The following is a 25211-nucleotide window of genomic DNA, read 5'->3' as shown; positions in this document are numbered from 1 at the left end:
CGCCCGACGGGGTCAGGAGCCGTTCAGGGCCCTCGCGCCGAGGAGTTCCGTGATGCGCTCCGGGGCGACCGCGCGGGAGTAGAGCCACCCCTGCCCGGTGTCGCAGCCGATCCGGCGCAGCCGTTCCGCCTGGCCGGCCGTCTCCACGCACTCCGCGGTGACGGTCAGGCCCAGGCGGTGGGCCAGCTGGACCATGGCCTCGACGATCGTCTCGTCGGCGGGGCTGGGGTGCGTACCGTCCTCGTACCGGAAGCCGCGGACGAACGCGCCGTCCAGTTTCAGTACGGAGACCGGCAGCCGGCTGAGATAGGCGAGGTTGGAGTAGCCGGTGCCGAAGTCGTCGATGGCGATCCGGACGCCCATGTCGCTGAGCGACTGGAGGGCCTGCAGCGGCCGGCCCGCCGACCCCATCACGGCGGACTCCGTCAGCTCCAGTTGCAGCAGCGCCGGGTCCAGACCCGTCTCCGCGAGGATCTCCGCGACGTCGGTGACGAGGTCCGAGTCCCAGACCTGCCGTACGGCGACATTGACGCTGATGAACAGCGGCGCCTCGTCCGGGTGGTCGAGCTGCCACCGCCTTGCCTGCCGGCAGGCCGCCCGCAGCACCCAGCGGCCGAGCTGGACGATCGAGCCGTCCTCCTCGGCGATCGCGACGAACCGGTTGGGCGAGAGCATGCCGAACTGCGGGTGGTTCCAGCGGACCAGCGCCTCCACCCCCCGTACGACACCGTCGGCCATGCAGACCAGCGGCTGGTACTCGATGGTGAACTCACCCCGCTCGACCGCCGGCCGGAGCGTGGACGACAGGGCCTGCCGGGTCATCCGGTGCGCGTTGCGCTCGGGGTCGAAGAGGGTCCAGCGGGCCTTGCCGTCCGCCTTCGCCCAGTACAGCGTCGTGTCCGCCGCCTGCATCAGGCCCGTGGCCGAGGTGCCCGCGACGGGCCGCTCCACCACGCCGATCGACGCCGAGACCGAGAGCCGCTGACCGGCCAGGTCGAAGGGCTGCTGCAACGCGGCGAGCACCGTCCGTGCGAGATCGGTCAGCTGCTCCGTACCGGTGGACTCCTCGACGAGGATCGCGAACTCGTCCCCGCCCAGGCGTGCCACCAGATGTGCGCCGGTGGGGTGCGGAGCCTCCTGCTCGGCGCAGTCCGTGAGCCGGGCGGCCACGGCGGCCAGCAGCCGGTCGCCGGTGCGGTGGCCCAGGGTGTCGTTGACGGCCTTGAAGCCGTCCAGGTCGAGGTAGCAGAGCCCGATCCGGCCCCGCCCGGGCAGGCTGTCGTCCTGGTACGGCACGGACTCGAGAACCGCCGACAGGCGCTCGAAGAACAGCGTCCGGTTGGGCAGCCGGGTCACCGGGTCGTGCATTTCCAGGTGGCGCAGCCGCTTCTGGAGCTCGCGCCGGTCGCTGACGTCGGCGACGGTGAGCAGCACCTGTCCGGGGACGTCGCCGGCCCCCTGCCCGGCGGGCGCGGCCATCGGCACGAGGGTGATCTCCGCCCACAGCGAGCGCCCGTCGGGGTGCTTGAGCCGCCGGGTGCAGCGGAACCGGGAGCGCCGGCCGTGCAGGACCTCGCGGTACGCGCGCCAGGTGCGGCCGTCGGCGGCGAGATCGACCAGATCGGACGCGGACTGCGACGTCAGCGCCGCGGCGCCGACCCCGGCCAGCGTGCCCAGCGCCTCGTTGGCGGTGACGATCAGGCCCTCGCGGTCGACGACGGCCATCGGGAGGGTGGCCACCCGGAACGCGGCGCGGTAGTCGTGCGCCTCGGAGGGGGACCCGGCGGACGGCCACGTGCCGTCACTCTCCGTGAGGATCGGTGGGAGGGGAGGAGGGGCTGTGCCTGCCGCGAGCCTGGGCCCTTCGGAGGTTCCGCTCACCGTTCGCTCCCGCCGTGCAGTCTCTGTCCCGGACACCTGAGGTCGGCCTGGCCCGCCGCGTGGAGTGCCGTTGTCAGGGGCGGAAACCGCGCAGGAAAGCGAGGTGAAGCATAGAGGCTGGCACCTCGGCCGTTCCAGCGCCCCGACCGTTACGGGCCTCGCGTCCGCCGTACTTGAGCCATTCGCCGGGTGATCCGGTTTGCCCGTGACTGATTGTTTCTGCGCGGTTCTGTTCCCTCCGGATGTTCCGGTGATCGATTGTGACTGTACGTGAAGGAGGTGGGCCGGATCGGTCGCTGACCCGACTGGGGCAGCTCAACAGGACGTACCTCCCTCGACGCCACAAGGTGGTCAGAAGGGTCAGCAGGGTCAGGAGGGTCCTGGAGGCCGCACCCCGCACCGGAGGTAGACGTGCCGCGTCAGCAAGGGCCCGCAGGGATGGAGCGACCCACTCCCCGCGCGGTGGCGGCCGGGCTGGTCTCCCTCCTGGCGCTCGTCGCCACCTCTCTCGTCGCGGGCCCCGCCGCGGCCGTCGGCGGAGAGGCGGCCCCCTGCGCGCTGCCCCGGACCGGCGTCCACCACTCGCTCGGCCTGGACGACTGGAACGGCGCCTACCCGCGGCCCGACCACACCCTCGACGCGGTCATGCTCTTCCTCTCGTTCCCCGACTCCCGGCCCGTCACCACGCCCGCCGAACTCGCCGCCGACCACTTCCCCGCCACCACGCGGTTCTTCCAGCGCGCCTCGTACGGAAAGTTCACCCTGCGCCCGCACCCCCAGCGGCAGTGGATCCGGATGCCCGAACCTTCGGTCAGCTACGGGATACAGCGTGACTGGGAAGGCGGCCGGCGCAGCGCCTATCTGCGCGACGCGATCGAGGCCGCCGACCCCCACGTCGACTTCTCGAAGTACGACGTCGTCTACCTCGTGGCCGACCCGGACGCCCCGGGCGTCGACTCCGACGCCACCAAGGTCGTCAACTTCGACCGGCCGCTGAGCGCCGACGGGACGGACATCAGGCGCGTCGTCACCGTCTTCGAACAGCACCCGCCCGACCACAACGTCCTCGCCCACGAGACGGGCCACGTCTTCGACCTGCCGGACCTGTACCACCGGCCCTCGGACGGCAAGGGGGACTGGGACACCTATGTCGGCGACTGGGACGTCATGGGCAGCCAGTTCGGCCTCGCACCGGACCTCTTCGGCTGGCACAAGTGGAAGCTGGGCTGGCTCGACGACCGGCAGGTGACCTGCATCCAGGGCGACCGGCTCGTCACCCTGGAGCCGATGGCGGCCGTGCCCGTGCCCGGCGCGTCGATCGGGACCCGGCTCGCCGTGATCCGGACCGGCGAGGGCAGCGTCGTGGCCGTCGAGGCCCGCAGCGCCACCGGCAACGACAGCGCCACCTGCACCGAAGGCGTCCTGCTCTACCGGATCCGCAACGAGACGCCGTCCGGCGGCGGACCCGTCGACGTCCTCGACACCCACCCGGACACCGACGCCTGCTGGGACCGCTCGGTCTATCCGCCGCTCGCGGACGCCCCGCTGAGGGTCGGTGAGACGTTCTCCGTCCCCGGCGTCCACACCACGGTCGAAGTCACGGACCGGACGCCGTCGGGGGCCTGGACGGTCCGGATCACGACGGGAACGTAGAGCGGGCCACGCCAACGAAGAAGCCCCCTCGCTCTCGCGAGGGGGCTTCTTCCGTCTGTGCGCCGCCAGGGACTCGAACCCCGGACCCGCTGATTAAGAGTCAGCTGCTCTAACCAACTGAGCTAGCGGCGCCTGCTGACGTCGTAGACATTAGCACCCTGATCCGTGGGAGGAAAAATCGAAATCCTGGGCGACGGGGCGGGCACCGATCTGGCCACCCGGACGCAGGCCCAGAGCAGTACGTCCGGCCCCGGGAGCCAGGGACTGCGGGTGTCGGGAGCGACCAGCCAGCGAGGCCCGGAAGCGGACGGTCCGCAGGTCAGCGGCGGCACCGTCACCGCGTCCCCGGAACCGTGACAGAGCAGCGGGGGCACCTTCGGGCCGTCGTCGTCCGACGCCGCCGGACGCCCGGCGGCCCGGCCTCGCGGGCCGGATCCCCACTCCTCCCAGTCCAGCAGTGAGGGGAGGCGCTGGGCGGTGCCGGGGGAGGCGAACAGCAGCATCCTGCCCCGGTGCGTGGCGACCGGGCCGGAGCCCGGACCGTCGGCCCACAGGTGCTCCAGCATCCGTCGCCCGAAGAGCGTGGGCACGTTCACCACGTCGAAGGCGGAACCGCACGGCAGGACCCCGGGCGCGCAGGGGTGCGACTCCCACTGCGCCAGGGTGCTGCGCGGATACGCGGTGGCGCCGGCCAGCCAGGCCGCGCCGGCCGCGGTCACCTGGGCCGTCTGATGGCCGGCCTGCTCACGCAGGACGGCGAAGAGGTCGGCGCCCTCACCGGTGTGATCGTGACGGCGGGGTCCGTCGCCGAGATGCAGGGTCGTTTCGTCTGGCAGCCATGCGGTCATGCACCCAGGTGTACCGGGCGTGATCGACCGGATTCGATGAGTTGCCGAAAGTCGGGACAGGGCGGGGTCGCGAGGGGTATCTTGCCCACCTGGCATATGCCAACGGTTGTACCCGGAGTGATCGCCCGGGCGAGGAGTCTCGGGCGGACCGCCGCGGCGTCAGGGCTTCGGCTCGTTCAGCAGGCTCCGGCCGAACTCGACCATCTTCACCGCGTAGTCCTCGGTCCACTCCGCCCGACGCGCGATGTCCGCGGTCGTCAGCCGGTCGAACCGGCGCGGGTCCGCCAGTTGCGCCGCCGCGATCGCCTGGAACTCGACCGCCCGGTCCGTCGCGGCACGGAAGGCCAGCGTCAGCTCGGTGGCGCGGCTCAGCAGCTCCTTCGGGTCATCCATCGACTCCAGGTCGAAGAAGTGCTCGGGATCGGCGACGGCGGCCGACGGCTCGAAGAGCAGGGGTGCGGGGCGCAGCCGCTGCTGCTCGTTCCGCTCGGGTTGTGCCATGGGGTTCTTCCTCCTCCGGTGGGCCCGATCGGCCACCCTCCATTGTCCAGCCCCCCGCAAGGGCGCCTGCGGTCCTCGCGAACTCCCGGGGGCGTGCGACGGCCCGCGCCCGCACACGCCCCCGTGCTCAACGCGCCCAGCCCACCCGGTGTTCCGCAAGATGGGCCAGTACCGCGTGGTTGGCCTCCCAGCCGTCCGGGAACTTCACGGTGACGCCCAGCTGCACCGGTTCCGTCGACGGGTGCTCGTCCAGCAGGTCCGAAACCCCCTCCCGGCACACCACGATGCAGGCGTGCCGGTGGCGGGAGGCCAGCACGCACAGCCGGCCGGTCTCCAGATGGAACGCGGTGGCGTCCGGGCGGCCGGAGAGCGGGTGCAGGACCACCGTCACATCGAACTCGCGGCCCTGGAGCCGGTTCGCGGTGTCCACGGCCACCCCCGTCACCCCGAGCTCGCCGAGCGCCGCCCGGACCGCGGCCGCCTGGTCCCGGTGGGCCGTGCCGACCGCCACCCGGTCCGCCGTCACCGGAGCCGGGTCCGGGGAACGCTCGCTGGTCGCCGCGCCGCCCCGGTCCAGCAGCCGGCGCACCACCAGCGCCACGGCCCGCACCGCCTCCGGGTCCGTGCGCGGGGTGTGCCGGGCCGGCAGCTCCAGCAGGCCCCAGCCCGACTCCGCCGCCTCGTCCAGCACCCGGTCCGCCGCCGACCCGTCCGACGGGACCCCGAACGACAGCAGCCGGTCGCCGTGGTCCGTACCGCTGCGGAAGGGGGTGTACGGGTAGAACGCGTCCGAAACCAGCGGCGCCGCCGAGGCCGGCAGCCGCCACGAGACCGGCAGCCGGTGCTGCGGCAGTTCCGGGTTGTGCGCGAGCAGGGTGGTGACCGCGCTCGCCGACGGGTCGTAGCTCAGCCCCGCCCACTGGTCCGCGCCGACGATCGAGAACGGGTCCAGCTGGCCGGGATCCCCGACGAACAGCGCCCGCTCGAAGAGTCCCGCCACCGCGAGCAGCGCGTCCGAACGCATCTGGTACGCCTCGTCGACGATCGCGTGGCCCCACGGCTCGACGTTCTTCACATGGGCCCACTTCGCCGCCGTCGAGATGACGATGTCGAGCCCGGCCAGGTCCGCCGCCTTTGCCGACTTCCGTACGTTGGCCAGGCCGTCCAGCACCTTGTCGTACGGATCGGAGTCGTTGCTGTGCAGCCGGCCGACCGGCAGGCCGGGATCCTTCTCGGCGAGCCGCACCACCAGGTCGTCGACCTGGGCGTTCGTCTGCGCGACCACCATCAGCGGACGTCCGGCCGCCGCGAGCTCCCGCGCGGCGCGCACCACCAGGGTCGACTTGCCCGCCCCGGGCGGCGAGTCGACCACGATGCCGCGGGCGGAGCCGTTCAGTGTGTCGTCCAGGATGCGCTCGGTGGCCAGGCCCGCCGCCGCGCCCGGGTCGAATACCGCCGTCACAGCAGGTCCTCCGTGGTCACGGGGTCGGGGTGCTCGGCAGCCGTCGCGCCGCCCGGCGGGCCGCCGTGGGTCCACGGCGTGTCCTCGGGGTCCGGGAGCTGCGGGCCGCCGCGCTGATCGTGTTCGAAGAGCGTCCAGGCGATGACGTCACCGGGCTCCGGCACCGAGCCCGGGGCGGGCTCCTTGCCGCGGCCCATCCGGTCGGTGATCCGCAGCACCAAGGACTGCGTGCCGCCGTCGCCGCCGGCCTCCCCGCCGTCGTCCGTCACCGCCCGGCCCGCGAACTCGGCGGTCTGCGGCTTGCCGTCCAGCGAGCGGTAGACCTTCACGCGCTCGCCCAGATGGGGCTGCTCGGCCGTGCGGACCGTGACCAGCGGGCGCGGGGAGGGGCGCTTGGACTCGCTGTACGCCATCTCCACCGCGGTGACCTCGCCGAGGAACGCCTCGCCCGCCAGCCTCCGGCCGGCCAGCACCAGCGGATCGTCCAGCGCCTCCTGGGCCTCCAGCTGGGCCTGCGCCGTCTCCCGCGCCGCCAGCTTGCGGGCCGCCGTCACCGCGTCGTCCCGGCGGGGCTGCGGCGGCTCACCGGCGCGCACCCGGTCGCGATGGCCGGTGAACGACCAGCGGTCGCGGGTCCAGCGGTCCTCGGCCCGGGATCCCTCCGGCAGTTCCCGCAGCAGGTCCAGGCCCCGCCACACCGCGTCCCACGTCGGCCGCAGCACGCCGGCCAGCAGTCCTCGGATCTCGCGTTCCGCGGCCGTCAGTGCGGCGAGGCGGGCATCGGCCGCCAGACCGTCCTCGGCTGCCGCCAGCGAGGTGCGGGCCCGGTCGTACCTCTCGATCGCGGGGGCCAGCAGCCGGTTGTCGAAGTCCGGATCGGTCGCCGGTCCGGCCGGGGGGCACAGCAGCTGGCCCCCGGCGTCCCGGGCCAGTTCGGCGTGGAGCGCGGCCTCGGCCCCGGAGCCGCCGGCCGGCGGGTCGATCCAGGCGAGCAGGGCGCCCAGGTGCTGGTCCTCCAGGGAGGACTGGCCGGTCGCCCAGTGCCGGTTGAGGAGATCGGTGCAGGCCAGCAGCAGCGAGGAGCCGGGCACCCGGGCCCGCTCGCCGTAGTGCGTCAGCCAGCGGCCCAGCAGCGGGACGCGGGCGGGCGCCGGATACGGGGTGTCCGGGTCGTCCTCGGCGGTGCGCCGGAACCGCATGGAGCGGCCGAGCAGCCGGACGAACTCGATGCCCGCCCGGCTCGGCACGATCAGCTGTGCCGCGTCGGTGCACAGCTCGGTCTCGACCTTGACCTTCTTGCCGGTGCCGGGGTCGGTCTCACTCCGCTCGGCGGGCTCGACCCCGTCGGCGTACGACTCGATGTACGGCAGGACCGACTCGGCCAGCTCGGCGAGGAACGCGAACCGCAGGTCGCGGTCGCGCGGCTGGGCGACGGCCAGCAGGCGGGGCGCGTCCCGGTCGGTGCCGACGAGCGCGCCGAGCGGAGCGCCCGCCTCTCCCGCCGTGGTGAGCGGCACCAGCACGAGCGGGCGGTCGCCGAGGTGACGGTGGCGGACGGTGGCCATCGGCTGGGCGCGGCCGCTCTCCACGGCCTCCAGCCGGGCCAGGGTGCCGATCAGCGACATGCGGTGCTGCCCTCCAGTGCCTCGGCGCGCAGCGCGGCCGCGCGGAGCAGTGCGGCGACCGTCGGGTCCGCCGGGTCGCCCTCCTTGCCGGCGGCCGCGGCGAGCACGCCGGTGACCGTGGTCAGCCCGCCGAGCTCACCGCGCACACTCCGCCCGAGCGCCTCGACCGCACCGGCGGCGCGGGCCCTGGCCCGGCAGTGGAACGCGAGCTCACAGGCGGCCAGGCACTCCGGCGCGTACGCCGCGGTGACGGACTCGACCGCGGTGTCCAGCTCCTCCGGCGAGCATTCCGGATCGAAGGTCGTGCCCTCGGGCAGGGCCGCCGCGATGTCCTCGATACGGGTGAGCCGGGTCAGCTGCCGGCGGGTGACCGCGCGCTGCTTGCGTACGTCGACCACGGACGCGGCCGGCAGGTTGGAGAAGTCCTTGGGGCACACGAGCAGCACCCGGTGGCCGACCTCCGCGCCCTCGGTCACCTCGGCGACCCGCTCCAGCGCCAGCACGTACACGGCGGACTGGCGGGCGGCCGCGCCCACCTTCGCCGCGTCGGCGGAGCCGTCGATCAGGGGGAACGACTTGATCTCGACGACCGTCCAGGTGCCGTCGGGGTGGACCACCACGGCGTCCGGCTCGAGATAGGCGGGGGACCCCGCCACCTCCAGGGCCAGCATCGGGTGGTCGAGCAGCGCCCAGCCGCCGGAGGCGGTCGCCTCGCGCAGGGCGAGCGCGGTGCGGGCCGCGCGGCCCTCGGGGCCGGCGGCGGTCAGGTCGGGCGCCGACACGTCACCCGGCGGTTCGCCGGGCACGCCGAACGCCTGGTGCAGCAGGCGCATCAGCTCCGTACCCCCGTCGGCCTTGACCCGGGCCTCGAAGGCGTTGCCCCGCATGAACGCGAACTGGGACTGGCCGAAGGCGGCCGGCGAACCGAGCGCGGCCGCGAGCGCGCCCTTGTCGACCCCGGCGCCGTCGAGCAGGGCGCGCCGTTTGCAGCCGGGGTTGGCGGCCAGGGCGGCCAGCGCGCGGGCGTCCAGCGGACGGGGTGCGACGGCCGGGCCCCTCAGCTCAGCGAGCCGCCGTCGCAGCGTCACCGCCTGCGGCTCTTCCCGCGGGGGCGGGGACATCGGCCGGGGCAGGCGGGCCGGCCGGTGCTGCTGCATCGGCGGGGTCTGCGGAGGAGGTCCGCTGGCCGGGGATTCGCTCACCCGCGGAAGTCTTGCATCCGGCACTGACATCCGGGGACCCCGTGGCGGGGGACACCCGTGCGAAGCGGGCCCGGGCGGCGTCCTTGACCCGGTCGGCGAGGCGCAGCACGGGCCTGGCCAGCAGCGCGCCGACGCCCATGACGGCGGCTCCGGCGACGGCGTCGAGGAAGTAGTGGTTGGCTGTGCCCATCACCACGATGACGGTGATCAGCGGATAGGCGATGCCGGCGGCCCGCAGGAGCGGATGCCTGCCGTGGCGCCACAGGAGGATGCCGCACCAGAGGGCCCAGCCGACGTGCAGGCTCGGCATCGCCGCGTACTGGTTGGTCATGCCGCCCATGCCGCGCGGTGCGCTCGCCTCCGCGCCCCACCAGCCGTACGAGCTGTACTGGGCCATCGTGTCGACGAAACCGTGCCCGGCGGCCAGCAGGCGCGGCGGGCAGGTCGGCATCAGCGTGAAACCGATGAGGCCCAGCATCGTCGACGTCATCAGCCAGGTCCTGGCCCTGCGGTACGCGGCCGCGTGGCGGCGGAACATCCAGATCAGGACGGCGGGGGTGACCAGGTAGTGCAGGGAGGCGTACGCGAAGTCGGCGGGTATGCCTATGGACGGGTGCGCGGTGAACAGCCGGTTGAGCGGGTGTTCCGCGTTGAGGAAGAGGGCCTTCTCCAGATCCAGGATGCGCAGTCCGTGGTCGACGGCGGTGGACACGTCGCCCCGGACCAGGAGCCTGCCGCCCGAGTACGCCCCGTACACCAGGGCCAGGAGCGGGAGCTCGGTCCACCAGCGGGGCCGGGGGCTCGGCGCGGGCGCGGTGGTGGCATGCGGCATCCGGAAGTTCTCCATCATGTGTTCACGCGGCCGACGGCGGGCGTTCCACCGTACGGTGCGGGTCGGCCGCCGTTCGCCCGGGGTGGACTTTCGGGCGCTGCACAGCTGCTCGGATTCGTCTGTGGTCAGTGGGACGCCGGGGCGGCCCCACGGGTTGCCTCCCGCGAAGGTACGCGATGATGGAAATCCGGACGATCCGTTCCCCGTTCGTCCCCGCCGACGTCCAAGATCTCAGATCCCGCATCTCAGGTCTCAGTTTTTCAGGGAGAGCTGTACATGGAACCGCGCATCCTGCTGGCCCGGCACGGCCGCACGGAATGGTCCGTCAAGGGCAATCACACCGGCAGGACGGACATTCCACTGCTCGACTCCGGGCGCGAGGGGGCCAAGCTGCTCGGGGAGCGACTGCACCGCGGACCGTGGGCGGACCTGCCCGGCCTGGAAGTCCGCACCAGCCCGCTCGTGCGGGCGTCCGAGACGTGTGAGATCGCCGGGTTCGGCGACCGGGCCGAGCCGTGGGACGCCCTGATGGAGTGGGACTACGGCGCGTACGAGGGCATGACGCCCGCGGAGATCAAGGCGATCCGCCCGGACTGGTTCATCTGGCGCGACGGGGTGCCGTCGGGGGAGACCATGGCCCAGGTGTCGGCCCGCGCCGACGAGGTCGTCGCGTGGGCGCGCTCGGCCGACCGCGACGTCCTGGTCTTCGGCCACGGCCACATCCTGCGGGTGCTGGCGGCGCGGTGGCTGGGCGAGGACGCGTCGTTCGCGGCCCGCATCCGCCTGGACCCGACGTCGCTGTCGGTCCTGGGCTGGGCGTACGGGGCGCCGGCCCTGGAGCGGTGGAACGACACAGGGCACCTGGAGCGGTAGCACGCGGTGCGCTCGGCGGGTCGGTGCCTTCCAGCCGGTCCGGCGTTTGAGGACGGAACCCTTGGCCCCGGGGGTGGGCGCGGAATCGTGGCCGGGGTGCGATTTCCAGCCCGTCCGGCGCTTGAGGACGGAACCGGTGCGCCCGTTCCGGGGCGCGGGCCTTTGCCCTCAAGCGCCGGGCGGGCTGGTTGGTGCGCCCCGGTGCAGGCCGAGGGTTCCGTCCTCAAACGCCGGACGGGCTTGATGGGGCCGGCGTTCTCGTTCCGCCCGGGGGGCGGGCGGGCCGGCTTGATGGGGCGGGCGTACTCGTCCGGGCGCGCGCGGACGGGCCGAGCCTGCCCCCCTACCCCCCCGCCGCCGACACCGCATGCCGGTCCAGGAAGTCCTTGACGTCCACGGAGCCCCGGCCCTGGGGGCGCAGGACCGTGACCGCGTCGGACAGCATCGACCGGATGCGGGTGGACTGGACCTGGTCCAGGAGGTCGAGGACCCGGTGGCCTGTCGCCGCCGCCTCCTCCGTGAGGCCCGCCCTCGCCAGGTCCCAGGTCAGCTCGGCCCGGTAGAGCGCCAGGTTGCGCGTGAAGTGCGGGTCCTGGAGCCGCGTCGCCCGTCGTGCGTGGCGTGCGGCCCGCGACCAGTCGCCCAGCGCCGACCAGCACTGCGCCTCCAGCATCTCCAGCTCCGCCTCGCGGAAGAAGGTCATCCACTCCGGGTCCGCCGCGGACGGCCCCTTCCCGAACGCGGTGTGTGCCCGGCCGAGGGCCTTCTCGCAGCCGGTACGGTCCCCGAGCCCCGCCCGGCCCCCCGCCTCGCGCAGCGCGAGCAGCGCCAGCAGGCGCGGCGAGCCCAGCGGCCGGGCGGCCCGCTGCCCCGCCTCCGCCGCGCGCACGGACTCGCAAGGCCGTCCCGTATCGCGGGCCAGGAACGACGCGTTGCAGAACGCGTGCGCCTCCAGCGCCGGGTCCCCGGCGAGCCGCGCGGTGGCCAGCGCCTCCGCGTAGTGGGAGCGGGCGTCGTCGAACCGGCCCGAGTCATGGGCCAGCCAGCCCACCGAGATGGCCAGCTCCCCGGCGCCGGCGTGCAGCCGGTCCGCCGTGGAGCGGCGGGTCGTGGTGCCGGAGTCGAGCAGCGCGTACGCCGCCCTCAGCGGCTGCGAGGCCCGCCGGTACAAGCCGTCACCGCCGTGCCGGTCGTCCAGCAGGCGGATCTGCCGCACCGCCTTCTCGACGGCACTCACCTCGGCCTCGCCCACCCGGCGCTGCGCCGGCACGGAGGCGGCCGCCGGGCCGCCGAGTCCGAGGCCCAGGGAGGCGGCGGCCACCGCGGTGGTGCCGCTCGTCATGAATGCGCGACGCAGCACGTCGCTCTCCTCGTCGGTGTCGCTGCCGAGCACGAGCAGCGGGGAAGTCGGTGGTGGGGGGTCGGCCGCGGGCCGGGCTCCCCGGCCGCGTACCGATTCGCGCGGTGAGAAGCCCAGGTCCGCCAGGGTCGCCCCGGGGAACATGTGCCGGAAGACCCGCTCGTACGCGTAGTTGGGACAGCGGATCTCGCCGGACTCCACGCGGCCGATGTACCGGGCGTCGCACGCGACCTGCTCACCGATCTCGCGAGCGGACCTGCGTACCGCGGCAGCGAACTCCCCGGCGGAGCGCTGTCCGCGCAGCCGCCGGAAAGCGAGGTTGGGAACTGCCCCTGTCGACACCATGGCGGCGCCCTCTCTGGTGCGAGCCGGGCGCTGTTTCCGGTGTCCCGGCGGAGCAAGAACGTACCTGCTGTGACAGGTCGCACACGCTCCGTATGGTTACAAAACAGGCATCTCGCCCACGATCTGCCATGAACTGCCACCCTTTGCGGCGGTGCTGCACCGTAGCCCTTGACGCGGTCGCCGCGTTGGTCCATGCGGAGACGGAGTCCGGCTCCGCCCGGCGATGAGAGGAGAGGTCCCTTGTTGCACCTCGGCATGGCGACCGGATCGCGAACGACCGCGACGACCGGGGAGACGGCGCCCGCGCCGACCGGCACCACGGCGCCCGCGGAGGGATGCGGCACGCCCCCCGAACCCGAGCCCTGCGACCTGGTGACCGTCCCGGCCCGCCAGGGGCTGGAGGCCGTCGACATCCTGCGGCGCGGCGCCCACCAGGAGGCCGTCGGCCCGGTGCTCCACGACGGGGCCTGCGCCACCCTCGGCTTCCTGGTGCCCCCGGGCACCGCGCAGGCGTGGGACGTACCGGGCAGCGCCTGTACGCGGACCGACGGCCGCGGGCTGCGCCTCCCCGCCGAGCCGCCGGTCCAGGGCAGCGGCTGGCTGCTGCCTCCCGCCGTCGACACCCCGGTCACCGACCCCGTCGCGCTGCGGGCCGCGCTCGACCAGGCCGCCCGCCTGATCGAAGCGGCCGACAACTGCCGCTGAGCCCATAATGGCCGGACGGCGGGCGCCTTGAATCAGCCCGTCACGGCCGGTCCCCGACCGGCCCCGGACGTGATGAGCAGTGAGCAGGGGCGAGGGCAGTGGCACGTCGAGGAGCGGCCGGCGGCGCGGGCGACCGCAAGCAGCGCACGGACCGCAGGACCGACCGCAAGGCGGCGCGCGGCTCCGAGCGCCCCGCCGGCAACGTCACCGAGGCCGTGGACGGCGGTGCCGCCGAGCTGGTGCCCGACCGGGAGCGCCGGCGCGCCTGGACCCTGACGATCGACGGCGCCCCGCAGTCCCATGTGGACCTGGACGATCCGACGTACCTCTCGTTCGAGTACCAGCGCCGGATCGGCCACATCGCCGACCTGGTCGCGCCCCCGGGGCAGCCGCTGCACGTCGTGCACCTGGGCGGCGGGGCCTTCACCCTCGCCCGCTACATCGCCGCGACCCGCCCCCGCTCCACCCAGCAGATCGTCGAGGTGGACGCCGCCCTCGTCCAACTGGTGCGCCGGGAACTGCCGCTGGACCCGCAGGCCAGGATCCGGGTCCGGGCCACCGACGCCCGCGCCGGCCTGGGGAAGATCCAGGACGGCTGGGCCGACCTCGTCATCGCCGACGTCTTCAGCGGGGCCCGCACCCCCGCCCACCTCACCAGCACCGAGTTCCTCGCCGAGGTGCGCCGCGTCCTGAAGCCCGGCGGGAGCTACGTGGCCAACCTCGCCGACGGGCCGCCGCTGGCACATCTGCGCGGCCAGATCGCCACCGCCGCGACCGTCTTCCCCGAGCTGGCGCTCGCCGCCGACCCGACCGTGTTCCGCGGACGCCGCTTCGGCAACGCCGTCCTGCTCGCCTCGGACGTGGCGCCGAAGGTCGCGGAGCTGACCCGCAGGGTGGCGACCGATCCGCATCCGGGGCGCGTCGAACACGGGCGGGCGCTCGCCGACTTCACCGGCGGCGCGGCCGCCGTGCACGACGCGGACGCCCGGCCGTCGCCCGCGCCCCCGGCGTCCGCCTTCGACTGACCGCGACGCGATCGGCGTTCCGGCGTCAGGAGTTCACGATCTCGACCATCGGCGGGTGGTCGTTCCAGGTGCAGTAGACCGACACCGTCGTGCCGTCGTCCTTGGTGAAGTTCACCCGGATCCACGTCGTGTTCGTCCAGACCTGTACCGACCAGCCCTGCTCCGGAGTCGCCGACACCAGCTTCGCCGCGTCGGTGCCGAGCTCGAAGACGATCCGGCCGCCGTCCGTCCGGTAACTCCTCGCCGTCCCCGACGCGGTGGCCGTGGCCGTCGGCCGCGGAGTGGCCGCCGGGAGGCGCGACGGCGTCCGGGACGGGGACGCGGACGGCTTCGGGGCGGGCCGGCGGGAAGCCGGCGGGCTCTTCGAAGGGGCCGGTCGCGGGCGGTGCGTCGAGGACGACAGGTTCTCGGTGACGTCCCGTTCGCTCCGGGCACCCGCCGCGATCGGCACCGCGCGCGGCGGGTCGTACGCCGTGCCCGCCATCACGGTGTGCACACCCCACCACGACAGCGTGACCGCCGCGCCGGTGGCGAGCGACCACGCGAGCGCGTGTACGAGACCTCGTTGCATCCGGCACATCCTGCACCACCGGTCCCCGCGCTGTCCCACTACCGCCACCGGCCGGACCGGGCGACGTCCGATGGCGTACGGTGCCGCCCATGCCAAGTGTGCTCGTGGTCGAGGACGACCAGTTCGTACGTTCCGCCCTCATCCGGCACCTGACCGAGGCCTCCCATACGGTGCGGAGCGTCGGGACCGCGCTCGAGGCGCTGCGCGAGGTCGCCCACTTCCGGTTCGACGTGGTCATCCTCGATCTCGGGCTGCCCGACCTCGACGGGGCCGAGGCGCTGAAGATGCTGCGCGGCATCACCGACGTGCCGGTCATCATCGCGACCGCGCGCGACGACGAGAGCGAGATCGTCCGGCTGCTCAACGACGGCGCCGACGACTACCTGACCAAGCCGTTCTCCGTGGAGCACCTCTCGGCCCGGATGGCCGCCGTGCTGCGCCGCTCGCGGGCGGCCGGCGGCGAGGCCCCGCCGCCGCGCGTCATCCAGGTCGGCGGGCTCTCCATCGACCCGTTGCGACGCCAGGCCCAACTCGACGGCGCCGAACTCGACCTCACCCGACGCGAGTTCGACCTGCTGACGTTTCTGGCCGGCCGCCCGGGCGTCGTCGTCGCACGCAGGGAACTGCTCGCCGAGGTCTGGCAGCAGTCCTACGGGGACGACCAGACCATCGACGTCCACCTCTCCTGGCTGCGCCGGAAACTGGGCGAGACCGCCGCCCGGCCCCGCTATCTGCACACCCTGCGCGGCGTCGGCGTGAAGCTCCAGCCGCCCGCCGCGCCCCCGGAGCAGCCCGCATGAGATGGGCCCTGGTCAAGGTCTGCCTGGCTGTCACCGCGATGGTCGTCATCGCCTTCGCCGTCCCCCTCGGCCTCGTCATCAAGGAGATGGCGCGCGACCGCGCCTTCTCCGACGCCGAGCGGCAGGCCGCGACGATCGGCCCCACCCTCTCCATCACCACCGACCGCGCCGAACTCGAAACGGCCGTCCTCACGACCGAACCGGGAGCAGCCGGCCGGATGGCCGTGCACGTCCCCGCGTCCGGCAAGGCCGGCAGCGTCGCGGTGGAGATCGGCAGCCGGCGTGCGACCCGCAAGGACCTGGAGACCGTACGGGAATCGGGGCGCGCCTCCATCACCGAGGTGACGGGCGGCTCCGCGCTGCTCCAGCCGACCGTGCTGGGCTCCGGCGGCACCGCCGTGGTCGAGGTCTTCGTGCCCGAGGACGAGGTGTCCAACGGGGTCGCCACGGCCTGGCTGATGCTGGCGGGCGTCGGCATCGCGCTGATCGTCGGCTCGGTCGCGGTGGCCGACCGGCTGGGCGTACGCATGGTGCAGCCGGCCCGCCGCCTGGCGGGCGCCGCACAGGACCTGGGGGAGGGCAGGCTCGGCACCCGCGTGCCGGAGGAGGGGCCGACCGAACTGCGGTCCGCGGCCGTCGCGTTCAACTCCATGGCCGACCAGGTCGTCCAGCTCCTGGCCAACGAGCGCGAACTCGCCGCCGACCTCTCGCACCGGCTGCGCACCCCGCTCACCGTGCTCCGGCTCAACGCCGCCTCACTCGGCGAGGGGCCGGCGGCCGAGCAGACCCGGGCGGCCGTCCAGCAGCTGGAGCACGAGGTCGACACGATCATCAGGACCGCCCGCGAACAGCGCCCCCAGACCCAGGGCCCGAACGGCGGGCCCGGGGCCGGCTGCGACGTCTCCGAGGTGATCCGCGAGCGGATGGCCTTCTGGTCCGCGCTCGCCGAGGACGAGGGCCGCGAGGTGCGCCTCGCGGGCGTCGACCGTACGGTGCGCATTCCGGTGGCCCGCCCCGAACTCGCCGCCGCACTCGACGCGTTGCTCGGCAACGTCTTCCGCCACACCGCGGAGGGCACCGCCTTCGCCGTCGACGTCCACCACAGCGGTGACGCGGTGATCGTGCTCGTCTCGGACGCCGGCGGCGGCATCGCCGATCCGAAGGCCGCGCTGGCACGCGGCGGCAGCGGGCGCGGGGGAGCCGGGGGAGCGGTGGGCTCGACCGGGCTGGGCCTCGACATCGTCCGCCGGGTCGCCGAGTCCACCGGGGGCGATGTGCGGATCGGGCGCTCCGTGCTCGGCGGCACGGAGGTGCGCATCTGGATCGGGCTCGACGGACAGCGGCCCCAGCGGCGCGGGCGCGGCCACCGGGTGGGGCGGCAGCGGCGCGCACTGGGCGGCCGCGGCGCAAAGCTCCCATTCCGCTCGGGTGCGCGGCCGAACCTTTAGACCGGCCGATGCGCTCCTTAAGCGCACCCTAAGAACATCAACCCCCGTCCCGATCGTGCCGTTTGCCGGATTCGGTGCCGCTAGCGTGCTCCCGCATCCCCCACTTCCGTACACGAGGCAGGAACGCGATGGGCACCAGCACGCACCGGCGCACGGCGAGCACCAGGACCAAGGCGATCGGCGCGGTCGTCGCCGCGGCCGTGATCGGCGGCACGGTCTTCGCCCTCACCGGCACGGCCCAGGCCGCGGCGGTGGGCGCCGCGTACACGAGGACCAGCGGCTGGACCGGCGGATACACCGGGCAGTACGTCGTCACCAACGACACCGCCACGGCCAAGACCGGCTGGACGCTCGAGTTCGACCTGCCGGCGGGCACCAGGATCAGCTCACTGTGGAACGGCGAGCACACCGTCAGCGGCAACCACGTCACCGTCGGACCGGCGAGCTGGAACAAGGAGCTCGCGCCCGGCAAGTCCGTCACCGTAGGCTTCGTCACCAGCTCCGACGGCACGGCCGCCGACCCCACCGGCTGTCTCATCGACGACGCCGCGTGCTCCGTCGACACCGGCGCGACCCCCGAGCCGAGCGGCCGCCCCACCGAGACCGCGACCCCCGCCCCGACCGCCTCGGCCACCCCCACGGAGAAGCCGACCGCGACCGCCACACCCACCCCCACGCCGACCCCGACCCAGACCGGAGGCGGCACGGCCGGCGGTGCGGGCTTCGCCCCCTACGTCGACACCTCGCTCTACCCGGCGTACGACCTGCTCGACACCGCCACCAAGACCGGTGTGAAGCAGTTCAACCTCGCCTTCATCACCTCCGGCGGCAGCTGCGCCCCGCTCTGGGGCGGCGTCACCGGGCTCGGCGACGACCACGTGGCCTCACAGATCGGCGCCCTGCGCGCGGCCGGCGGCGACGTCCGGGTCTCCTTCGGGGGCGCCTCCGGCTCCGAGCTGGCACTGAACTGCGCCTCGGCCGCCGATCTGGCGGCCGCGTACGGCAAGGTCGTCGACACGTACAAGCTGACCAAGGTCGACTTCGACATCGAGGGCGGGGCGCTGCCCGACACGGCCGCCAACTCCCGGCGCTCCCAGGCCATCGCCCAGCTTCAGAAGTCCCACCCGGGCCTGGACGTCTCCTTCACCCTGCCGGTGATGCCCGAGGGCCTGACCCAGCCGGGCGTGGACCTGATCGCCGACGCGAAGAAGAACGGCGTGGACGTCGGGGCGGTCAACGTCATGGCGATGGACTACGGCGCCTCGTACAGCGGTGACATGGGCGCGTACGCCATCCAGGCGGCGACCGCCACCCAGGCCCAGATCAAGGGCGTGCTCGGGCTCTCCGACGCGGAGGCGTGGAAGACCGTCGCCGTCACGCCGATGATCGGCGTGAACGACGTGGCCACGGAGATCTTCAAGGTCGAGGACGCCACCCAGCTGGTGGCCTTCGCCCAGCAGAAGGGCCTCGCCTGGCTCGCGATGTGGTCGGGCACGCGGGACAAGGCGTGCGCGGGCGGGCCGAAGCCGTCCGCGGACGCCTCGTGCAGCTCGATCGCCCAGGAACCGCTCGCCTTCACGAAGGCGTTCGGCGCGTACAAGTAGGCACCCCAGCAGCCACCCTCCCCCGCCCGTGCATCCCGGCCGGCCCCCACACTCCCCCCACCCGGCCGGGGTGCGCGCCCCACGTTCCCCCCCCGGCCGGGGTGCGCGCCCCACGTTCCCCCCCCGGCCGGGGTGCGCGCCGCCCCCTCGGCTCACGCCTGACGCGTCCCGCGTCACTCCCGCGCCCGGTTCACCGCCGACAGCACCGCCGCCACCGACGCCGCCACACCCGACGCGTCCTGGCCCGCGCCCCAGTGCTCCGTCCCGCCGACCCGGCACCGCGCGTACGCCGTCACCCGCGCCTTCGGTCCGCGCGAGCCGTGCTCCGCGAAGTCGAGGACCGTGACCTTCACCCCGGCCCCCTCCAGCGCGTCCGTGAACGCCGACACCGCCCCGGCGCCCGTGCCCTCGTAGTCGCCCTCGCGCCCGTCCACCCGCAGCGTGCAGACGAAGCGGTGCCGACCCGCCGGGCCGCGGTCCGTGGACCAGGAGGCGAGGGCGACCGAGCCGTCCCGCCCGGGGGCCAGGTAGGCCGCCTCGAACAGGTTCCACAGGTCCTTCGGCGTGGCCTCCAGGCCGCTGTCGTCCGTCATCTCCTGCACCGTGCGGGAGAAGTCCGCCCGCATCCCCGGCGGCAGGTCCACCTCGTGGTTGCTCCGCAGCAGGTGGGCGATGCCGCCCTTGCCGGACTGGCTGTTGACCCGGATGACCGCCTCGTACGTACGCCCCACATCCGCCGGGTCGATCGGCAGATACGGCACCGACCACAGCTCCGAGCCGCTCTCCGCGTGATGCGCGAACCCCTTGCTGATCGCGTCCTGGTGGGTGCCCGAGAACGCGGTGTACACGAGGTCGCCGCCGTACGGATGACGGGGTGGCACCGGCAGCCGGTTGCAGTGCTCGACCGTGCGGCGGATCTCGTCGATGTCCGAGAAGTCGATCATCGGGTCGACGCCCTGGGCGTGCAGATTGAGGGCCAGATTGACCAGATCGACGTTGCCGGTGCGCTCCCCGTTGCCGAACAGGCAGCCCTCCACCCGCTGCGCCCCCGCCAGCACGGCGAGCTCGGCGCAGGCCACACCCGTCCCGCGGTCGTTATGGGGGTGCACGGAGAGGATCACGGAACCGCGCCGGTCCAGATGGCGGTGCATGTACTCGATCTGGTCCGCGTACACGTTCGGCGTCGCGATCTCCACCGTGGCCGGCAGGTTGTGGATGACCGGCCGGTCCGGCGAGGCGTCCCACAGAGCGGTGAGACTGTTGCAGATCTCCAGGACGTAGTCGGGCTCGGTCAGGATGAAGACCTCCGGCGAGAACTCGAACCGGATGTCCGCCCCGGGCCTGGCCCGCGCCAGCCGGTCCATCTGCCGCGCGGCGTCCAGCACCACGCCGTGCACCTCGGCCCGGCTGCGTCCGAGGACGACGTCCCGCCAGACGGGAGCGGTCGGGATGTAGAGGTGGACGACCACCCGGTCCATCCCCGCGACGGACTCGAAGGTCCGCTCGATCAGCTCGGGCATGGCCGGGGTGAAGACCACCACGGTCACGTCGTCGGGTACCGCCCCGCTCTCCGCCAGATGCCGTACGAAGCCGAAGTCGGTCCGGCTCGCGGACGGATAGCCGACCTCGATCTCCTTGTAGCCCATCGCGACGAGCAGGTCGAACATCCGGCGCTTGCGCGGGGTGTCCATCGGCTCGGCCAGGGCCTGGTTGCCGTCACGCAGGTCGACGGGGACCCAGAGGGGGGCGCGGTCGATACGGGCCTGCGGCCAGCTCCGCCCGGTCAGCGGGATGTCCACGCGGTCGAAGGCCGGACGGTAGCGGTGCGAGGGCATCGAGCTGGAGCGCTGAGGATTCCAGGGGGGAGCGGCCTCGGGCACGGGCCCGCGGGGCGTACAGATCGTGGGGAAGCCGTGCATCGGTGACATGACGTCGGACATGGACTCGGACGTGAGCTCGGACATGAACGCGGTCTCATTTCGCATCGCCGGATGCGACCGGCACAGCACGGCACCCCGCGGCGGGGTGCCGATCGCTTCAGGCCCCGCCGCGGCAGCCGAGAAGGAGGAGACCGCGGTACGTCATGACCGGTACAGTAGCCAGAAACCAAGTCCTCAGACAACCTGACAGGTGAATCCCGTGTCCTCGCTCGGCCCGCTCCGCCCCAGCCCTCTGGTCGAACAGGCCACGCGTCATCTGCGCGCGCAGATCACCGAGGGCCACTGGCCGGTCGGCACGAAGATCCCCGGCGAGACCACGCTCGCCAAGACGCTCGGCGTGGGCCGCTCCACCGTGCGCGAGGCGGTGCGCACGCTCGCCACGCTGGGACTGCTCCAGTCCCGCCAGGGGGCCGGGGTCTTCGTCATCGCCGACCACGAGGCCGAGGAGTGGCCGGTCCGGCTGCGGCGGGCCGCGGTGACCGACGTCTACGAGGTCCGCATGCTCATCGAGGTCCAGGCCGCCCGCCTGGCCGCCGTCCGCCGCACCGACGAGGACCTGATCGCCCTCGATGCGGCCCTCGTGGCCCGGCGGGCGGCGGGAGCCGGGCCGGACGACGCCTTCGTGGACGCCGACATCGCCCTGCACCGGGCGGTCGTGGCGGCTGCCCACAACCCCGTACTCACCGATCTCTTCGGCGAGTTCGTCCCGGCCCTGCGGCAGGCCCTGATCGACCTGGTGGAGTTGCTCGGGCTGCGCCGCGGCGACCCCCACCACGGCGACGCGCAACACCGCGCGCTGGTCACGGCCGTGGTCGCGGGCGACGCGGAGTCGGCGGGCCGGGCGGCCCAGGAGGAGTTGCGGCACACCCTGGACCGCCTGCGCGCGGCGTGAGCCGGCTCGGTCGCCGCCCTTCGCCCCCCTCGCCCCCTTCGCCGCCCTTCGCCGCGCTCGCCGGCCTTCGCCCCTCGCTGCTCTCGCCCCCTTGGCCGCCCTCGCGCCCCCTCGTCGGGCTCGTGCGCAGGCGCCGTCCCGGCCGCCCGTCGGCGTACCGCCCGGTGGCCCCCTGCGTACCCTCCCGGCCGCCCCGCAGTGGACCGATCCGGTCACCCCGGGGGCCGCCGTTTCGGCCACCGTCCGTGGCGAGGCTTCGGGGAAAGAACGCGGAAGGGCCCCTGGGCGCCCCCTGAGTGCGAGGTCCCGTTCACCTTCCGGCGGGCGCTGCCGCGTGAATCGGGGCGGACCGGGGGTGTTTCCGGGCGTGGTCGCGAAACCGGGACGGTCGGGCTCCCTTCGCGCCGTAACGCGCAAGATCCACTCCCAACAAGGCTCTCACCTGCGGAAATTCAGGAAGCCTTCCGTCCGCTTCCCCTGGCGGCGAGCTTTGGCAAGCCTTCGGCCGGACACGGTCTCGTGACTTGCAGGACACGCTCGCGCAACGGAAGCGTCTTCAACTCTTGACACCCACCCCCCTGAGGCAGCAACCTTCCGACATCGACGCATGGGAGCGCTCCCACATCGCAAGAGGAATTCTCGCGCGAACGGCACTGCCCGTGTCCTCCCCCCTGAACCATCTGGCACCCGCACTCACCAGCGCGTATGCCACGCAGTGAGCCAGTCCCACCCTGGAACAAGGAGTAGTGGAATGCGTATCACCCGCACCGTCGCCGGTCGCAGCCGCAGAGTCGCGGTTCTGGCCACCACGGGCCTGACCGCTTCGGCCCTGCTGCTGACCGGCTGCAGCAGCGACTCCGACTCATCGGATGACGCGTCCTCCGATGCGAACGGGAAGATCACGCTGACCGTCGCCGACTTCGGGCAGTTCGGTTACAAGGAAGCCGGCCTCTTCGCGAAGTACCACGAGCTGAACCCGAACATCACGGTGAAGGAAGACACCACCGCCGATGAGAAGGTCTACTACCCCAAGCTGCTCCAGCAGCTGAACTCGGGCAGCGGGCTGGCCGACGTCCAGGGCCTCGAGGTCGGGCGCATCAAGGAGCTCGTCGACACGAAGGCGGACCAGTTCGCCGACCTGAGCAAGGTCATCGACGTCAACGAGTGGGTGTCCTGGAAGGAGAAGCAGGCCACCACGAAGGACGGCAAGGTGATCGGCGCGGGCACCGACATCGGCCCGATGTCGCTCTGCTACAACACCGAGCTCTTCAAGAAGGCCGGCCTGCCGACCGACCGCAAGGAAGTCGCCGCGAAGATCGCCGGTGGCTGGGAGGACTACCTCAAGCTCGGTGAGGAGTACAAGAAGAAGGCCCCCAGCGGCACGTACTTCATGGACTCCGCCAGCGCCATGTACAACGCCGTCGTCAGCTCGAACGCGAAGCAGTACTACGACGAGAACGGCGAGGCGATCTACAAGGACAGCCCCAGCGTCGAGCAGGGCTGGAACCTGGCGGCCGAGGCCGCGGACAAGAAGCTGACGCAGGGCCTCGCCCAGTTCAGCGACCCGTGGAAGGCCGCTCTGCGCAAGAGCACCATGGCCACCGTCGCCTGTCCCGCCTGGATGGCCGGTCAGATCTCGGTGAACGCCGGTGACGCCAACAAGGGCAAGTGGGACATCACCACCGCCCCGGGTGCGACCGCCGCCAACTGGGGTGGCTCCTTCCTCGGAGTCCCGAAGGCCGGCAAGCACGTCGAGGAGGCCGGCAAGCTCGTCAAGTGGCTGACCGCCCCCGAGCAGCAGGCCGCCGTCTTCAAGGCGATCGGCAGCTTCCCGTCCAACAAGGGCGCGTACGACCTGCCCGACGTGAAGAGCGCCAAGCTCCCGTACTTCAACGACGCGCCGATCGGTGAGATCTACGCCGACGAGGCCAAGTCCATCCCCGAGACGATCCTCGGCCCGAAGGACGGCATCATCAAGGACACCATCTCCACCCAGATCAACAACATGGAGCAGCGCGGCACCAAGCCTGACGACGCGTGGAAGGCAGCGACCAACGCGATCGACAAGGCGATCGGCTGACGGTCGTAGCGGCGGGCGGCCCCCGGGCCGCCCGCACCTGCGTGTTCCCGCCCCTCACGGGGCAGGGCCCCGTCCGGAGTTGTGATCTGGGCTCACGGGGCGTGGCACGCTCGCGGCGTCGCCGAAAAATCCTGGTAGCTCCTCCCCATAGCCCGAAGGGCAGGGGAGGGGCCCATCGAGGACTTTCCGGCGCCTTGCGATCGCGCGCCACGCCCCACTCCCTGAGCCGGATCACGACCCCGGACAGGGCCCAGGGGCCGAGTAGGCCCGCGTGCCGTGGGCTTCCACGGGGAGACCGGTGACCCGGCCGTCCCGGGAAGTCCGCCGCACGCGCCGCCCGTCCGGCCCCCGTCAGCTGCTGTAGTCCGACACCCGCCCGGCCCGGACGCCCGGTGCGACGCTCGCCGCGTCGCCGAACTGCCCGCACGGCTCCGCCTTGAGGTCACTCCGGCGCCTTGCGATCGACCGCACCGGCCGCCCCCGAGCCGGTCCCGTCGGGAGTGGGACAACAGCTTCCACCCGGGTAACCCAAGCAATCCAGGGAAGGAATATCGCCCGTGGCCACCTCGTCTCCCACCCGGGATGTATACGCCCCGCCGCCCCCCGGCTCCCGGCGGAAGCCGGTCAGCCCCCGCCGGCAGACATGGCGCAGCCGCCTCTGGCGGTTCGACGACAAGGCGTCCCCGTACGCCTACATCGCCCCGTTCTTCCTCGTCTTCGGCGCCTTCGGGCTCTACCCGCTGATCTACACCGGCTGGATCGCCCTGCACCGGGTGGAGATGACCGGCCTGGACCAGATGGAGTGGGTCGGCTGGGAGAACTTCGACAAGATCCTGCATGACTCCGAGTTCTGGACCGCCGTCAGCAACACCTTCCTGATCGGTGTCATGTCGACGGTCCCGCAGCTGCTCGTCGCCCTCGGTCTGGCGCACCTGCTGAACTACAAGCTGCGTGCCAGCACCTTCTGGCGGACGGTGATCCTCACTCCGTACGCCACCTCGGTGGCCTCCGCCGCCCTCGTCTTCGCCCTGGTCTTCCGGGCCGACGGCGGTCTGCTGAACTGGGCGCTGGAGTTCGTCGGCCTCGGCCACACCAACTGGGCCAACGGCCACTGGACGTCCAAGATCGCCATCTCCGTCATCGTGATCTGGCGCTGGACCGGCTACAACACCCTGATCTACCTCGCCGCGATGCAGGCCGTGCCGTCCGATCTGTACGAGGCCGCCTCCCTCGACGGCGCCTCGCGCTGGCAGCAGTTCCTCAAGGTGACCATTCCCTCGCTGCGGCCCACGATCCTCTTCACGATCGTCATCTCAACCATCGGTTCCATGCAGCTGTTCGGCGAGCCCCTGCTGCTGGAGGGCGGCACCCTCGGCGCGATCGGCGGCAACGAGAACCAGTACGAGACCCTCAGCATCTACCTCTACAACTACGGCTGGAACCTGGGGCATCTCGGTCCGGCCGCCGCAGTGGCCTGGGCGATGCTCGCCCTCCTGCTGATCATCGCCGCGGTCAACTGGCTCATCGGCCGCTTCGTACGCAAATCCGCGGTCTGACCGGGAGC

At 72.8% G+C, this 25211-nt stretch carries 20 protein-coding genes and 1 tRNA gene; 10 read left to right on the top strand and 11 right to left on the bottom strand.

The annotated features are described in order from the left end of the window. Positions 1-12 precede the first annotated feature (12 nt). Positions 13-1881 carry an EAL domain-containing protein gene (locus tag E6R60_RS06480; protein ID WP_136325421.1) on the bottom strand — a complete coding sequence of 623 codons (1869 nt, stop codon included), beginning with the start codon at positions 1879-1881 and terminating at the stop codon, positions 13-15. A 438-nt stretch (positions 1882-2319) separates the two neighbouring features. On the opposite strand from E6R60_RS06480, the gene E6R60_RS06475 reads away from it, so the two are divergent. Then, the gene (locus E6R60_RS06475; RefSeq protein WP_136325420.1) at positions 2320-3534 is read left to right on the top strand and encodes a M6 family metalloprotease domain-containing protein; all 1215 of its coding nucleotides are present in this window, start codon (positions 2320-2322) and stop codon (positions 3532-3534) included. Between the two features lie 58 nt (positions 3535-3592). On the opposite strand, the gene E6R60_RS06470 is transcribed toward E6R60_RS06475, so the two are convergent. The 7 genes from E6R60_RS06470 to E6R60_RS06440 all read right to left on the bottom strand — a co-directional run bounded on the left by E6R60_RS06470 (position 3593) and on the right by E6R60_RS06440 (position 10004). Next, positions 3593-3666: transfer RNA gene (locus E6R60_RS06470), tRNA-Lys, on the bottom strand. Beyond that, the gene (locus E6R60_RS06465; RefSeq protein WP_136325419.1) at positions 3657-4382 is read right to left on the bottom strand and encodes a bifunctional DNA primase/polymerase; all 726 of its coding nucleotides are present in this window, start codon (positions 4380-4382) and stop codon (positions 3657-3659) included. The genes E6R60_RS06470 and E6R60_RS06465 overlap by 10 nt, the downstream gene beginning before the upstream one ends. A gap of 159 nt (positions 4383-4541) precedes the next feature. After that, positions 4542-4883, bottom strand: a complete 342-nt coding sequence (locus E6R60_RS06460) for a hypothetical protein (RefSeq protein WP_136325418.1) — start codon at positions 4881-4883, stop codon at positions 4542-4544. A gap of 127 nt (positions 4884-5010) precedes the next feature. Beyond that, positions 5011-6345, bottom strand: coding sequence for an AAA family ATPase (locus tag E6R60_RS06455; protein ID WP_136325417.1), 1335 nt, complete (start codon positions 6343-6345; stop codon positions 5011-5013). Next, positions 6342-7970 carry a hypothetical protein gene (locus tag E6R60_RS06450; protein WP_136325416.1) on the bottom strand — a complete coding sequence of 543 codons (1629 nt, stop codon included), beginning with the start codon at positions 7968-7970 and terminating at the stop codon, positions 6342-6344. Before E6R60_RS06450 ends, E6R60_RS06455 begins: the two co-directional genes overlap by 4 nt. Next, on the bottom strand, positions 7961-9127 hold the full coding sequence (locus E6R60_RS06445) for a hypothetical protein (protein WP_240802410.1): 1167 nt from the start codon (positions 9125-9127) through the stop codon (positions 7961-7963). The genes E6R60_RS06450 and E6R60_RS06445 overlap by 10 nt, the downstream gene beginning before the upstream one ends. Beyond that, complete coding sequence (locus E6R60_RS06440; protein ID WP_168713549.1) at positions 9033-10004, bottom strand: phosphatase PAP2 family protein; 972 nt, start codon at positions 10002-10004, stop codon at positions 9033-9035. Before E6R60_RS06440 ends, E6R60_RS06445 begins: the two co-directional genes overlap by 95 nt. Positions 10005-10280: 276 nt before the next feature. Between E6R60_RS06440 and E6R60_RS06435 the strand changes: the two genes are divergently transcribed. Next, entirely contained in the window at positions 10281-10877 is a 597-nt protein-coding gene (locus tag E6R60_RS06435) for a histidine phosphatase family protein (RefSeq protein WP_136325415.1), read from the top strand. A 343-nt stretch (positions 10878-11220) separates the two neighbouring features. Here E6R60_RS06435 and E6R60_RS06430 read toward each other — a convergent pair whose 3' ends face one another. After that, the gene (locus E6R60_RS06430) at positions 11221-12582 is read right to left on the bottom strand and encodes a tetratricopeptide repeat protein (protein ID WP_136325414.1); all 1362 of its coding nucleotides are present in this window, start codon (positions 12580-12582) and stop codon (positions 11221-11223) included. 240 nt (positions 12583-12822) lie between these two features. On the opposite strand from E6R60_RS06430, the gene E6R60_RS06425 reads away from it, so the two are divergent. Both E6R60_RS06425 and E6R60_RS06420 read left to right on the top strand, forming a co-directional pair. Further along, positions 12823-13287, top strand: coding sequence for a hypothetical protein (locus tag E6R60_RS06425; protein ID WP_136325413.1), 465 nt, complete (start codon positions 12823-12825; stop codon positions 13285-13287). Between the two features lie 98 nt (positions 13288-13385). After that, positions 13386-14312, top strand: coding sequence for a fused MFS/spermidine synthase (locus tag E6R60_RS06420; protein WP_240802409.1), 927 nt, complete (start codon positions 13386-13388; stop codon positions 14310-14312). A 25-nt stretch (positions 14313-14337) separates the two neighbouring features. Here the strand turns inward: E6R60_RS06420 and E6R60_RS06415 are convergent, their stop codons facing one another. Next, a complete protein-coding gene (locus E6R60_RS06415) occupies positions 14338-14883 on the bottom strand; it encodes a hypothetical protein (protein ID WP_136325412.1) in 546 nt (181 codons plus the stop codon). An 89-nt stretch (positions 14884-14972) separates the two neighbouring features. On the opposite strand from E6R60_RS06415, the gene E6R60_RS06410 reads away from it, so the two are divergent. The 3 genes from E6R60_RS06410 to E6R60_RS06400 all read left to right on the top strand — a co-directional run bounded on the left by E6R60_RS06410 (position 14973) and on the right by E6R60_RS06400 (position 18735). After that, complete coding sequence (locus tag E6R60_RS06410; RefSeq protein WP_136325411.1) at positions 14973-15683, top strand: response regulator transcription factor; 711 nt, start codon at positions 14973-14975, stop codon at positions 15681-15683. After that, the gene (locus tag E6R60_RS06405; RefSeq protein WP_136325410.1) at positions 15680-17131 is read left to right on the top strand and encodes a HAMP domain-containing sensor histidine kinase; all 1452 of its coding nucleotides are present in this window, start codon (positions 15680-15682) and stop codon (positions 17129-17131) included. Before E6R60_RS06410 ends, E6R60_RS06405 begins: the two co-directional genes overlap by 4 nt. A 128-nt stretch (positions 17132-17259) precedes the next feature. Beyond that, positions 17260-18735, top strand: coding sequence for a cellulose binding domain-containing protein (locus E6R60_RS06400; protein ID WP_136325409.1), 1476 nt, complete (start codon positions 17260-17262; stop codon positions 18733-18735). Between the two features lie 173 nt (positions 18736-18908). Here E6R60_RS06400 and E6R60_RS06395 read toward each other — a convergent pair whose 3' ends face one another. Continuing rightward, the gene (locus E6R60_RS06395; RefSeq protein ID WP_136325408.1) at positions 18909-20699 is read right to left on the bottom strand and encodes a 2-isopropylmalate synthase; all 1791 of its coding nucleotides are present in this window, start codon (positions 20697-20699) and stop codon (positions 18909-18911) included. A gap of 175 nt (positions 20700-20874) precedes the next feature. Here E6R60_RS06395 and E6R60_RS06390 point away from each other — a divergent pair, with 175 nt between their 5' ends. From E6R60_RS06390 to E6R60_RS06380, 3 genes are all read left to right on the top strand, one after another. Beyond that, positions 20875-21567 carry a FadR/GntR family transcriptional regulator gene (locus E6R60_RS06390; RefSeq protein WP_136325407.1) on the top strand — a complete coding sequence of 231 codons (693 nt, stop codon included), beginning with the start codon at positions 20875-20877 and terminating at the stop codon, positions 21565-21567. Positions 21568-22318: 751 nt separating this feature from the next. Further along, the gene (locus E6R60_RS06385; protein WP_136325406.1) at positions 22319-23647 is read left to right on the top strand and encodes an extracellular solute-binding protein; all 1329 of its coding nucleotides are present in this window, start codon (positions 22319-22321) and stop codon (positions 23645-23647) included. Between the two features lie 557 nt (positions 23648-24204). Further along, positions 24205-25203 (top strand): sugar ABC transporter permease, encoded by a 999-nt coding sequence (locus tag E6R60_RS06380; protein WP_136325405.1) that lies wholly within the window; start codon positions 24205-24207, stop codon positions 25201-25203. Positions 25204-25211: the final 8 nt, after the last annotated feature.

The organism is Streptomyces sp. A0642, from assembly GCF_004795105.1.
Lineage (GTDB): Bacteria > Actinomycetota > Actinomycetes > Streptomycetales > Streptomycetaceae > Streptomyces.
Note: the sequence above shows the minus strand (reverse complement) of the source record. Positions and strands in the feature narration are given on the sequence as shown.